General features: G+C 74.3%; 10 protein-coding genes. 2 read left to right on the top strand and 8 right to left on the bottom strand.

Features of this window, described 5'->3' with window-relative positions:
- Nucleotides 1-221 precede the first annotated feature (221 nt).
- From PUR56_RS43655 to PUR56_RS30640, 4 genes are all read right to left on the bottom strand, one after another.
- A complete protein-coding gene (locus PUR56_RS43655; protein WP_443034591.1) occupies nt 222-605 on the bottom strand; it encodes a hypothetical protein in 384 nt (127 codons plus the stop codon).
- Between the two features lie 160 nt (nt 606-765).
- On the bottom strand, nt 766-1,641 hold the full coding sequence (locus tag PUR56_RS30650) for an SMP-30/gluconolactonase/LRE family protein (protein WP_329951366.1): 876 nt from the start codon (nt 1,639-1,641) through the stop codon (nt 766-768).
- Nucleotides 1,642-1,670: 29 nt separating this feature from the next.
- The gene (locus tag PUR56_RS30645; RefSeq protein WP_443034592.1) at nt 1,671-2,579 is read right to left on the bottom strand and encodes a sugar kinase; all 909 of its coding nucleotides are present in this window, start codon (nt 2,577-2,579) and stop codon (nt 1,671-1,673) included.
- A gap of 14 nt (nt 2,580-2,593) precedes the next feature.
- Nucleotides 2,594-3,244 (bottom strand): bifunctional 4-hydroxy-2-oxoglutarate aldolase/2-dehydro-3-deoxy-phosphogluconate aldolase, encoded by a 651-nt coding sequence (locus PUR56_RS30640; RefSeq protein ID WP_329951364.1) that lies wholly within the window; start codon nt 3,242-3,244, stop codon nt 2,594-2,596.
- A 105-nt stretch (nt 3,245-3,349) separates the two neighbouring features.
- Between PUR56_RS30640 and PUR56_RS30635 the strand changes: the two genes are divergently transcribed.
- Entirely contained in the window at nt 3,350-4,126 is a 777-nt protein-coding gene (locus tag PUR56_RS30635; protein WP_329951363.1) for an SDR family NAD(P)-dependent oxidoreductase, read from the top strand.
- 145 nt (nt 4,127-4,271) lie between these two features.
- Here PUR56_RS30635 and PUR56_RS30630 read toward each other — a convergent pair whose 3' ends face one another.
- Nucleotides 4,272-4,988 (bottom strand): GntR family transcriptional regulator, encoded by a 717-nt coding sequence (locus tag PUR56_RS30630; RefSeq protein ID WP_329951362.1) that lies wholly within the window; start codon nt 4,986-4,988, stop codon nt 4,272-4,274.
- A gap of 465 nt (nt 4,989-5,453) precedes the next feature.
- Between PUR56_RS30630 and PUR56_RS30625 the strand changes: the two genes are divergently transcribed.
- On the top strand, nt 5,454-6,761 hold the full coding sequence (locus PUR56_RS30625; RefSeq protein WP_329951361.1) for an extracellular solute-binding protein: 1,308 nt from the start codon (nt 5,454-5,456) through the stop codon (nt 6,759-6,761).
- Nucleotides 6,762-6,854: 93 nt separating this feature from the next.
- On the opposite strand, the gene PUR56_RS30620 is transcribed toward PUR56_RS30625, so the two are convergent.
- From PUR56_RS30620 to PUR56_RS30610, 3 genes are all read right to left on the bottom strand, one after another.
- Nucleotides 6,855-7,481: a S8 family serine peptidase gene (locus tag PUR56_RS30620; RefSeq protein ID WP_329951360.1), complete on the bottom strand. Its 627-nt coding sequence runs from the start codon at nt 7,479-7,481 to the stop codon at nt 6,855-6,857.
- A 6-nt stretch (nt 7,482-7,487) separates the two neighbouring features.
- Nucleotides 7,488-8,546 (bottom strand): LacI family DNA-binding transcriptional regulator, encoded by a 1,059-nt coding sequence (locus PUR56_RS30615; protein WP_329951359.1) that lies wholly within the window; start codon nt 8,544-8,546, stop codon nt 7,488-7,490.
- Between the two features lie 243 nt (nt 8,547-8,789).
- On the bottom strand, nt 8,790-10,583 hold the full coding sequence (locus PUR56_RS30610; RefSeq protein ID WP_329951358.1) for a glycoside hydrolase family 35 protein: 1,794 nt from the start codon (nt 10,581-10,583) through the stop codon (nt 8,790-8,792).
- Nucleotides 10,584-10,868: the final 285 nt, after the last annotated feature.

Here is a 10,868-nt window from a genome sequence, read left to right as displayed (position 1 = left end):
TGACGAGGGTCGCGTACTGGCCCCGGCGGGGCAGCACCAGGTGGCTGGAGGCCGGGTACCGCAGCCAGTCCGGCACGTCCTCGGGCGAGTCGTACAGGTCGTCGAAGCTGGCGGACAGGGCTACGGCCTCGACCTTGGTGATGCGCAGTGGCTGGGTACTCACGGGTTCTTCTCCTGGGTGCTGGGCCCTCCCCGCCGAGCGGGGAGGGTGGTGGAGCGGTTCAGCCGCCGGTTCTGATCTCGCCGCGGGCGGTCTCGCGGCCACTGAGGACGGCGAGTGCGGTGACGGCGCAGCCGGCGATGACGTAGAGGACGACGGGGGTGACGGAGCCGCCGGCCGCGACGAGGGCGGTGGCGAAGGAGGCCAGGGTGGCGCCGGTGCCGGAGGACCCGAAGAAGAGCGGTCCGAAGGCCAGTGCGGAGGCGAGGCCGTAGAGGCTGAAGTCGTACCACTCCATGACGGTGCCGACGGTGCCGGCCAGCATCGTGCGGCGGGTCGTGGTGACGCCGGAGGTGTCGTGCACGGGGGTGCCCTCGGTCGGTGCGGTGGTGCGGTGCCGGGCGGTGGTGCGCGCCGGCGGGGTGGTGGGGGGAGGCGTGGTCATCGGGGCTCCACTTGGGGGGAGAGGTGCCGAGGATGGGTAAAACGTATGCGATATACGAAAAAACTGCCAGAGGTGTCGCCGAATCGTTTCCCGAGGGACACCGGCCGCCCGCCCTCACCGGGGTCGCCCGCACCCCGCCCCGGCCCACCCCGCCCGCCGGTCACGGCGGCAGGGGCCGGTAGGGCGCGGCCGGGGGTCCGGTGGCCGCGGACGGCCGGGCCAGGACCGCTCCCGCGTAGGGGCCCGGGGCGGTGAGCCGGTGCAGCGCGGTGGTCACGTACATCCGCCCGCCGCCGAAGGCGATGCTGCTCACGTGCGCGGTGGGTACCGCGACGCTCTCCCGGAGCCCGCCCGCCGGGTCGTAGCAGTGCACCCGGCCGGCACCCCACAGGGCGACCCAGAGGTAGCCGCGGTCGTCCACCGCCATGCCGTCCGGCCGGCCCTCGTTCCTGCCGAGGTGCACGAGCGGCCTGGGCGCGCCCAGCCGTCCGCTGCCGGGATCGACCGGGTACGCCTCGATCACGCCCCGGGCGCTGTCGGCCAGGTAGAGCGTGCGGCCGGATCCGTCGAAGACCGGCCCGTTGGGGACGGTCAGACCGGTCAGCACGCGGTGCGCCGAGCCGTCCGGGTCGACCCGGTGGAGCGAGCCGGCGCCCTCGGTCGCCTCCGTGGCCATGCTGGTGGCCCAGAACCGGCCGGCCGGGTCGCACGCGGCGTCGTTCATCCGCATCGGCCGCGGCGCGTCCGCCTCCGGCCGCGCGATCCAGTGCGGTTCGCGGGCCGGGCGCAGCAGGGCGACGCCCGGTCCGGCGGCGGCGATCCACTCCCCCGGCCTCCCGGCCACCGGGGCGACCGCGCCGAGCGGCATCCCGAGGGCGGCCTCGCGCCGCACGTCGTCGCCGGGGCCGCCGGGGTCGCAGCTGTGCAGGGTGCCCCCGAGGAGGTCGACGAAGTACAGCCGGCCCTCGTGCCAGCGCGCCCCCTCGCCCAGCCGGTAGCGCTCGGCGGAACACGGCCGCCAGGCGTCGGCGGACATCCGCACCACCTCCTCTCCTCCGGAGGCCGTCATCGCAGGGCGGTGCCGGGCGCGGCGTCCAGCAGGGTCAGTTCGTCCCGGAAGGGCAGGCCCTCCCAGTCTCCCGCCGCGGCCACCGCGAACGCCCCGGTGGTCACCGCGCGGTCGAGCCGGCCGTCCACCGGCAGGCCGTCGAGCAGCCCCGAGAGGTAGCCGGCGACGAAGGCGTCCCCGGCCCCGACGGCGTCCCGGACGGGGACCCGGACGGCGGGCCTGGCGACGGACCCGTCCTCGGTGAAGACCTCGGCACCGGCGGCGCCGCGCTTGACCACCACCTCGCCGACCCCCTGGTCGAGCAGCGCCTCGACGCACTCGACCTCGTGCTCCACACCGGGCGGCGCGACCAGGGCGAGCTCGTCGTCGGAGGCCACCAGGATGTCCAGCAGCGGGACCAGGGGCCGCAGCGCGGCGGCGGCCTCCTCCCTGGACCAGAGCTTCGCCCGGTAGTTGACGTCCAGGCACACGGCGCCCGACGCGGAGCGGGCGGCGGCCTCCACGGCGGCCCGGGGGCCGGGGCCGAGGGCCGCGGTGACGCCGGTGAGGTGGACGATCCGGGCCCCCTCGGCGAGGGCGGCGGTGACGTGGGCGGGGGTGAGCCGGGAGCCGGCCGAGCCGTCACGGTAGTAGGAGACCCGGGTCAGGTCGGCCGCCCGCGGCTCGAAGACCACCAGGCCGGTCGGCGCGGTGGCTTCGACGGCGGCCTGCGAGACGTCCACGCCCTCGGCCCGCAGGGTGCGCAGCACCAGTCGGCCGAACTCGTCGTCGCCGTTGACCCCGACCCAGCGCGCCGTGTGGCCGAGCCGGGCCAGGCCGATGGAGACGTTGGCCTCGGCGCCGGCCACCGAGAGGGCGAGGGTCCCGCCGAGGTGCAGCGGACGGTCGGCGCGCAGGGCCGCCATGGCCTCGCCGAGCGTCAGGACGTCGGGCACGGGAACTCCTCGGCGAGTGTGCGGAAGGCGGCGATGCGGGCGGGGAGGCCGGCGACGTCACCGCCGGCGCGGGCGGCGGTGCCGACCAGCGGTCCCCCGACGCCGACGGCCAGGGCGCCGGCGGCCAGGAAGCCCCGGGCGGCCTCGGCGTCCACCCCGCCGACGGGCACGAAGGGCACGTCGGGGAAGGGGTCGCGCAGGGCCCGCAGGTAGCCGGGGCCACCGAGGCTGCCCGGGAAGAGCTTGATCGCGGTCGCGCCCTCGGCCCGGGCGAGGGCGACCTCGGTCGGGGTGACCGCGCCGGCGAGGACCGGCATGCCGAGGGACTGCGCCTCGCCGACGGCCTCGGTCAGTCCGGGGGTCACCGCGAAGGCGGCGCCGGCCCGGGCGGCGGCCCTGGCGTCGGCGGCGGTGAGCAGGGTGCCGGCGCCGAGCGCCGCGTACGGGCCGAGGACCGCGCGGGCGCGCTCCAGGACCGCGAGCGCGCCCGTGGTGGTCAGCGAGACCTCGACCAGGTCGACGCCGGCACGGAACAGCGCGAGGACCGCATCCAGGGCGGCGTCGGGGTCGTTGCCCCGGACGATGGCCAGGATCCTGCGGTCGCGCAGGGCGGAGAGAAGGTCGTCTGGTTGCACGGATGCCTCCGGAGCTCAGGTGAGGACTTTAGGATATCGTATACTTTCCAGTCGGAGCCCCGTGCACCGTCCACAAGTTCCGCCCCCGACGAAAGGCGCCCCTCGATGACCCGTACCGCCCTGATCACCGGCGCGGCCGGCGGCATCGGCCGCGCCGTCGCCGCCCGCCTGGTGGCCGACGGCCTGCGCGTGGCCGGCCTCGACCTCACCGACCCCCGGCTGCCCGGCGTCACGTTCCACCGGGCCGACGTCACCGATCCGGCGCAGGTCGCCGCCGCGGTCGGACGGGCCGTCGAGGAACTCGGCGGCATCGACGTGCTGGTGACCTGCGCCGGCATCACCCAGGGCGGCCCCCTGCACCTGACCACCGACGAGGAGTGGCAGCGCGTCCTGTCGGCCAACCTCGACTCGGTGTTCCTGTGCGTCCGCGAGGTGCTGCCCACGATGATGGCGGCCGGGTCCGGAGCCGTGGTCACCGTGGGATCGGTGCTGCACCGCACCGGCGCGCCCGGTCTGCCCGCGTACGCCGCCGCGAAGGGCGCGATCGCCGCGCTCACACGCCAACTCGCGGTGGACTACGGACGGTTCGGCATCAGCTTCGTCACCCTCGCGCCGGGCTGGGTGCGCACCCCGGCGACCGAGGCCCGCCTGGCGCCCGGCGAGGAGGACCTGGTACGGCTGCGGGAGAGCAATCCGATGCGCACGCTGGTGGACGCCGGAGACATCGCCGAGGCGGTGGCCTTCGCCTCGTCCCCGGCCGCCGGGATGATCACCGGCTCCGAGCTGGTGCTGGACGCGGGCGCCTCGGTGGTCAGCCCGGCCAGCCTCCTGCGCGACTCCCACCGCGAGCGGATGGGGCTGCCGCCGCTCGACACCCACTGACCGGGTGCGCCCGGGCCGGCCGGGCCCGGGCGCACCGACCCGGCCCACTCCCGCCGGAAAACGCCGCCAGCGGCGGCGCGCGATCACCTCGCGCGCCGCCGCTGCCGTGTCGGCCGCCCCTCGCCGGGCGACGGCCGCCCCGCCCTCACCCCTCCTGCGGTCCGGCGCCCTTCGTCCCGGCGCCCTCCCCCTCGGCACCCCCCTGCTCGACCTCGTGCGCCGCCTGGGAGCTGATGTGCGCGCGGGCCGCGCCGGACGCCGCCTCCGGGTCGCGCCGACGCAGCGCCGCCACGAGGGTGTCGTGCTCGTCGACCACCGAGCGCCAGTTGCGCTCGCCGAGCGGCGCCGTGATGCGGTAGCGGCGGATGGTCATCAGCAGCTGCTCGGTCAGGTCGCCCAGGACCCGGTAGCCCGCCGCCTCCGCGAGGAGCTGGTGGAAGCGGGAGTTCAGCTCGGCCATCTCGCCGGTGACGTCGCGCTCCAGCGCCGCGCGCATGCGCTCCTGGACGTCCTCCAGCTCGGCGAGCTGCCGGTCGTCGATCCGCTGCGCGGCCAGTTCGGCGACCAGCGCCTCGATGGCCTCACGGGCGAGGAAGACGCCGCGCATCTCGGTGACGTCGATGCCGGCCACGGTGACCCCGGCGTGCACCCTGGACACCAGCAGCCCGTCCGACTCCAGCCGCTTCACCGCCTCACGGATCGGGATCTTGCTGACCCCGAAGCTCCGGGCGAGTTCGTCCATGTTGATCCGCTCGCCGGCCTTGAGGTCGCCCTGGGCGATGGCACTGCGCAGACTCTCGTAGGCGAGATCGGCCTTGCTCTTCACGGCGGGGATGCGCTCCGCCCAGCTGCTCTGTCCCATTCGTTCATCGTATGCGATATCCATGGACTCCGGGACTCCTGCGCCAAACCTTTCCCACCGCGCCCGATCAGCGGTCCTGTCCGATTTCTCCGAACGGTCTCACCTGAAGGGATTTCGTATACCAAATTCGAACCTGTCGGCCCGCGGCTTCCTCTCGACACACGGGACGGTCACCGACCGTGCGCGGTCCGGCTGGAGGTGGAGGGCGACGACCCCGGCTTCGATCCACCCGCGGACGCGGCGGCGACCGGGCCGGACGCCTTCGGGAGCGGCGGCGGGCGCGGCCTGCCGCCGATCGCCGCGCTCAGCACCTCACGGGGTGCGCGGCGCACCCTTGCCGGCCGACCGGGACCACTCGGGGCCACCGGCCACGAAACAAAACGGTCAGCCCCCTGGAAGCCGTTTAGTATATCGAATACCCTACGCCATCGGTTCCGACTCCGCCACCCGAGGAGTTCCACCCCCATGACGTCCCTGCCCCACAGACTCGTCTCCACCGCCCTGGCCGCCGCCACGGCCCTGACCGCCGCGGCCTGCGCTCCCGACCCCCCGGCCCAGGCCCCCGGGCGCACCACGGTCACCTTCTGGACCATGCCGTTCTGGATCGGCCGGCCGAACAACCTCAAGCACCTGATCGAGGACTTCAACGCCTCGCAGAGCCGGGTGACCGTCGAGCTCACCGTGCTCGACTGGCAGACCGGCCGGGACACCATCAAGAAGGCCGTGAAGAGCGGCCGGGGCCCCGACGTCTGGCTGGCCAACAACGGCCTCGAACTCGACCTGCTGGCCGCCGCCGAGCTGGCCCCGCTGGACACCCTCGGCTACACCCCCGAGGACCTGGGCCGGTTCCGGCCCCTGGCGAAGGTCAACGAGTACCAGGGCCGCCTCTACGGCGCGCCCCTGTACTTCGACGTCAACGTCCTGCTCTACCGCAAGGACGTCCTGCAGAAGTACGGCTTCAACGAACCACCCCGTACCTGGGAGGAGTTGAAGTCCACCGCCGCCGCCGTCGGCGCCCGCTCCGCCGCGTCCGGGAAGAAGGTGACGGGCTGGCAGTTCAAGGGCATGGACGACCACCTCAACGCCATCAACCCCACCTGGGAGAGCTTCCTCTGCCAGGCCGGCGGCAGCCTCGTCTCGTCCGACTTCAGGACCTCCACGCAGAACACCGAGGCCGGGCGCACCGCGATGGAGTACATGAAGTCCTTCTACACCGAGAAGATCTCCACGCCCGGTGTCAGCGCACTCAGCGGCTTCATCAACGGCGACGTCGCGATGTTCTCGTTCTACCAGAGCGTCATCTCCGACATCGCCGCCGGGAACGAGAGGACCCACGGCAAGTGGGCCGCCGCCCCGATGCCGATCGGCCCGAAGAGCGGCTGCTCGGCCGTCGGCGGCCACAGCCTGGTGGCCCGCTCGGACCTGCCCGACCCGGGTGCCGCGGGAACGTTCATGCGCTGGCTCGCCTCCCCCTCGGTCAGCACCCGGTTCATGGAGTTCCACGGGATCTTCCCGTACGACACCGCCAAGGTGCCGCGCGAGACCAAGGCCGCCGTCGACGCCTTCTACCAGACCGACCCCAGCTGGGCACCGATCATGGCCCAGTTCGACCGCAGCACCGCGGACCTGCTGCTCCAGGACCGCTACGGCTTCGCCGCCCGATGGGAGGCGCAGAAGTCCGAGGTGACGGCCGGCGTCGACGGGCGGACGCCCGTCGACCAGGCGCTGCGCAGCATCGACAGCACGGTCGACAAGGCCCTGCGCGGAGGCTGATCCCGCGCCGCGCCGGCCCGGTGGACCGCGCGCGGCGGGATCCGCCGGGCGCGCGGGCCAGCCCCCGGGCCTGACCATGATGATCGGCTCCAGCTAGTCGGCGCTGTTCCACAGCAGTTCGATCCGCGTGCCGGTGTCCGGCACCCTGCAGGCGCCGGGGGCCGCGATGTCCACGCCCCGGCCGAAGTTACTGAAGTCCGAGAGCGTGTCGCCCCGGTTGCGGTTGTTCTTGTTGCACCACGCGAAGCGGCCGAGGCCGCCCGGCTTGCCGTCGGCGTCGCTGAGCGAGGACACCGTGACGGCGTCCGGCACGTGCGCCGGGCTCTGGTGGGCCACGCCCCGGTGGTCGTTGCCCGCCGAGACGACCACCACGACACCTCTGGCGTCTCCCGTTGCTCGGCAGCCCTGCCCGGTCCACCGGCCTCCGGTCCACCGGCGACCGGCCGGCCCTCGGGCGGGGCAGCCGGTGGGCAGGGCCGCAGGGCACCGAGGAGTAGGCGGGCCGGGAGCCGGCGGTGTCGTACTGCTTGGCGCCGACCGAGAGTTCGGCGCCGCTCGCGGAGACCTTGCTCCAGCCGCCGAGGGTGTAGGTGGTGCCGGGCCTGACCTGGATGACCTGTTCGGCGGCGGCCTGGGCGGGGCCGACCACCTCGATCGATTTTCCCGAATATTGATCAAATGATCAATATGGTCCCCACGGTGCGTCAGACGGTCCCCCACGGTGCGTCAGTCCGACACCGCTCCGCACGACTCACGGATCGTCAGGACCGGCAGGAGCCGCACGTGGTGCACCGGACCGGCCTCGGCCACGCTCCCGAGCCTGCGCAGGAGCAGCCCCACCGCCTCCGCGCCCACGGCCTGCTTCGGCGGCGCCACCGCGGTGAGCGGCGGTGCCCCGAGGCCGGCGAACAGGTCGTCGTAGCTGATGACGGCCAGGTCCTCCGGCACCCGCAGCCCCCGGGCCCGCAGCAGCGGGAGCAGTTGGATGGCGTCCTGGTCGTTGTGGACCACGGCCGCCCGCACACCCCGGGCGCAGCCCTCGGCCAGGCGGTCCGCGACCGCCGGCAGGTCCGCCACCGGGGTGACGATGTCGACGGGGGGTTCCACGGGCAGACCCAGCACCTCGCAGCCCTCGGCATAGCCCCGGCGGACCTCGTGCGCGGTCCAGGTGTCACGCCGGGCGACCAGGGCGATCCGCCGGTGTCCGAGCCCGGCCAGGTGGCGCAGCGCGAGGAGCACGCCGTGGCGGTGGTCGGAGGCGACCGAGTCGAGCGTCTCCGCCGGGCTCCCCGGCACCGGCCTGCGCTCGACCAGGACGGCGGGCACCGGCAGTTCCTCGGCCCAGGCCTGGTCGGAAGGCCGGTCGTCGGGCGTCCAGTTGGGCGCGAGGAGCAGCCCCTGGGCACCGGACTTCAGCAGTTGCTCGGCCTGGGAGCGGTCCGCACCTGCCTGGTAGGAGGAGATGCCGAGCACGAGCTGGGCACCGGCCCGGCCGGCGGCGGCCCGTGCGCCCGCGATGATCTCGTCGAAGTACTGTCCGACCGCCGGCACGAGCAGGCCGAGCGACGGCCCGTGCCCGGTGGCGACGGCGCCCGCCCCGGTCGCGGCCGACACCGAGCCGTGCGAGCGGCGGACGAGGCCGGAGTCGGCGAGTGCCGCGACGTCCCGGCGGACGGTGACGGCGGGCAGGCCGAGCCGCTCCGCGAGGTCGGTCAGCCGGACCGAGCCGAGCTCCTGAACCGCTTCAAGGATCCGGGTGCGGCGCTCGTCCGCCGAGATCGACATCCCCACACTCCCCTGCCCGTCGTCCGGCCCGGCGGGGTCACCTGCCCAGGCGGACAGGAATCTATCATTCGGTCGATGCACGGCCCGTGTTCGGTCGGCACACGGTCCGTCAGCGCACGACGGACGGCCGGGCGGACGGGCCGGGGCGGACGGACCGGGGCGGTCGGGCTCCGACCGCGCGTCACCCCGACCGCGCGTCACCCCGGGAACGCCGCCCCGGGGCGCGGGCGCCGCCGGGCACCGTCACCACTGGGGCATCTCCTCCGTGACCGCCGGGCCGAGGTCGGGTCGGTCCCGGAGGTCGACGTGGGTGCCCGCGCGGTGGAGTTCGAGGACCACGAGTTCGTTGCGCCCCTCCCGCCAGAGCGGGGCGGGGGCGTAGAGGGTGCGCTGCGGCCCGCGGTCGCAGTAGCGGCCGAGGGCGAAACCGTTGAGCCAGGCCATGCCCTTGGTGAAGCCGGGCAGGGCGAGGAACCCGTCGGCGGGCGTCGCGACCGTCAGGGCTGCGCGGTGGAAGGCGGGCCCGTCCCGGTGGCCGGGTGCGGCGAACGGCACTGCCGTGAGGTCGTCCAGGGGCAGCGGGCGGATCTCCCAGCCACCCAGCTGGTACTGGTTGCCGATGCGCACGCCGCCCGTGACGCCCTTGCGGTCGTGGAGCAGCGGGCCGTAGTTGACGCGGCCCATGTTCTCGACGAGGAGGTCGAGCACGGCGCCGCCCTCGGGCACCTCGACCGGCAGGGCCTCGTCGGGGCGGTCGCGTTCCAGGACACCGAGCGGCCGGCCGTCGAGGAAGACCTGGGCACGGTCGGCCAGACCGTCGACGCGCAGCTCGCCGCGGCCGAGGGGGCCCCGCAGGCGGGTGCGGTAGTGGATCAGCCCGAGGTTCTGGCCGAGGGCCTCCATCGGTTCGGGTTCCGGGCGGTGGTGGACGGTGGCCAGGTCGTCGAGGGCGGCCGACAGGCCGGCGCTCGCGGTGAACGGCGCGCTCTGCGGGGCGAGCCGTGCGGGCAGCGGCGGCAGGGGGTGCGGGTTGGGGCCGAGGTGGCGTTCGATCACCCGGCGGAACAGGTGGAACTTCTCGGTGAGTTCGCCGGCCTCGCCGACGGGCGCGTCGTAGTCGTAGCTGGTGGTGTCGGGCTGGAACGTGGTCCCGTCGTGGTTGGCGCCGTTCCACCAGCCGAAGTTGGTGCCGCCGTGGCCCATGTAGATGTTCACGGACGCGCCGGCGGCGAGCATCCGGTCGAGGACGTCAGCGGACTCCGCGGGGTCGCGCAGGTGGTGGGGCGCGCCCCAGTGGTCGAACCAGCCGGTCCAGTACTCCATGCAGACCAGCGGGCCCACCGGCTGGTGGCGGCGCAGGCAGGCCAGGGACTCCTCGGGCCGGGAACCGAACGTGCCGGTGGTGAGCAGCCCGGGCAGGATGCCGCCGAGCTGGAAGCCGTCCTCGGCGCCGTCGGCGGTGAAGAGCAGGCAGTCGACACCGCGCCGGACGAGGCCGGCGCGCAGGTGTTCCAGGTAGGCGGTGTCGTTGCCGTAGCTGCCGTACTCGTTCTCGACGGCGACGGCGACGACGGGCCCGCCGCGGGAGGTGAGCAGCGGGAGCAGGACGGGGACGAGGTCGTCGAACCAGGCGTCGACGGCGGCCAGGTAGGGCCCGTCGACGCGGCGGAGCCGGACGGCCGGGTCGGCGAGCAGCCAGGCGGGCAGGCCGCCGAACTCCCACTCGGCGCAGATGTACGGGCCGGGCCGGACGATCACGTCGAGCCCGAGGTCGCCGGCGGTGCGGACGAACGCGGCGAGGTCGCGGTCGCCGTCGAAGTCACTGACCCCGGGGGCGGCCTGGTGGAAGTTCCACGCGACGTAGGTCTCGACGGTGTTGACGCCCATGGCCCGGAGCCGGGTGAGCCGGTCGAGCCACTGTTCGGGGCGGATGCGGAAGTAGTGGACGGCCGCGGAGACGATCCGGTGCGGGAGGCCCGCACGCAGGAAGGTGTCTCCGTCGACGGTCAGGGACGTGGGGGCGGCCGGATCGGCCATGGGTGCCTCCGCGGTAGGGCGGGCGGGAGGGTGGGCGGGCGCGCCCGGCGCGGCGTGGCCGGCGTCCGCCGGGGCGGGCGCGCCTCGGCGTGGGTCACGGACCGGGGCGGGAACCGGGGCGGTGCGGGCCCGCGCGGGAGCCGGGGCGGGCGGATGTGACCGGCGGGCGATCATCGGTACGCACCCTACGAGCTCATCGATCGGGTGGTCAATCAATCGATAAGGACCACGCCTCTTGATCGCATTTCGATCGAACGATACTGTTTGATCAAATCCACTGGACCG

This window comes from Streptomyces sp. BE303, assembly GCF_036290945.1.
In the GTDB taxonomy this organism is placed as follows: Bacteria; Actinomycetota; Actinomycetes; order Streptomycetales; family Streptomycetaceae; genus Kitasatospora.
The sequence above is the reverse complement of the archived record's forward strand: the minus strand, read 5'-3'. Positions and strand labels throughout refer to the sequence as shown.

What these genes read in the sequence shown, in the direction of transcription:
- PUR56_RS43655 (WP_443034591.1), bottom strand. Translation starts at nt 605, where the DNA reads ATGACCACGCCTCCCCCCACCACCCCGCCGGCGCGCACCACCGCCCGG.
- PUR56_RS30650 (WP_329951366.1), bottom strand. Translation starts at nt 1,641, where the DNA reads ATGTCCGCCGACGCCTGGCGGCCGTGTTCCGCCGAGCGCTACCGGCTG.
- PUR56_RS30645 (WP_443034592.1), bottom strand. Translation starts at nt 2,579, where the DNA reads ATGGCGGCCCTGCGCGCCGACCGTCCGCTGCACCTCGGCGGGACCCTC.
- PUR56_RS30635 (WP_329951363.1), top strand. Translation starts at nt 3,350, where the DNA reads ATGACCCGTACCGCCCTGATCACCGGCGCGGCCGGCGGCATCGGCCGC.
- PUR56_RS30630 (WP_329951362.1), bottom strand. Translation starts at nt 4,988, where the DNA reads ATGGGACAGAGCAGCTGGGCGGAGCGCATCCCCGCCGTGAAGAGCAAG.
- PUR56_RS30625 (WP_329951361.1), top strand. Translation starts at nt 5,454, where the DNA reads ATGACGTCCCTGCCCCACAGACTCGTCTCCACCGCCCTGGCCGCCGCC.
- PUR56_RS30615 (WP_329951359.1), bottom strand. Translation starts at nt 8,546, where the DNA reads ATGTCGATCTCGGCGGACGAGCGCCGCACCCGGATCCTTGAAGCGGTT.
- PUR56_RS30610 (WP_329951358.1), bottom strand. Translation starts at nt 10,583, where the DNA reads ATGGCCGATCCGGCCGCCCCCACGTCCCTGACCGTCGACGGAGACACC.